The organism is Sphingobium sp. MK2, from assembly GCF_040170545.1.
In the GTDB taxonomy this organism is placed as follows: Bacteria; Pseudomonadota; Alphaproteobacteria; order Sphingomonadales; family Sphingomonadaceae; genus Sphingobium.
In genome coordinates, this window is the sequence record NZ_JAZDXA010000117.1 from 1 (window position 1) to 533 (window position 533).

Annotated in this window: 1 protein-coding gene; it reads right to left on the reverse strand. The window is 67.4% G+C overall.

The annotated features are described in order from the left end of the window. Positions 1–533, reverse strand: a 533-nt coding sequence (locus V2I08_RS20565) for an IS66 family transposase zinc-finger binding domain-containing protein (protein WP_349636591.1), incomplete at both ends; no start/stop codon positions are given.

Genomic DNA, 533 nt, shown 5'->3' on the forward strand with positions numbered 1-533 from the left:
CCCTGCGCGGCCATGATCTCGGCCTGGCGGTACAGCGGCAGATGATGGTCGAACTTGGAGACGACGACATGGGCCAGGGTGCCGAAGGTTGCCTTGCCCCGCGCTATCGCCTTCACCGGCGCGGGTGCCTGCACGATCTTCTCGCAGGCCCGGCAGCTATATTTGGGGCGGATGGTCCGAACGACGCGCCACTGCACCGGCACGGCATCGAGCATCTCGTCACTATCCTGCCCCAGCGGCCGCAGCGCGCCGCCGCAGTCGGGACAGGTGCAGTTACCCTGCTCAGGCTCGATCCGCTGCTCCTCGCGCGGCAGGTGGGCGGGCAGCGCCCGAACCGGGGACGGCCGATCGACGGCTGCCGGATCGCCTCGACGCGCGTCGGCGACAATGGCCTCGCCTTCGAGTTCTTCGAGCGCCAGCTCAAGCTGAGCGATCTGGGTATCGAGCTTCTCGGACGACTTGCCGAACTGCATCCGCTTGAGGCGCGCAATCTGCACGCGCAGCGTATCGATCAGGATGTCGCGGGCGGAAAT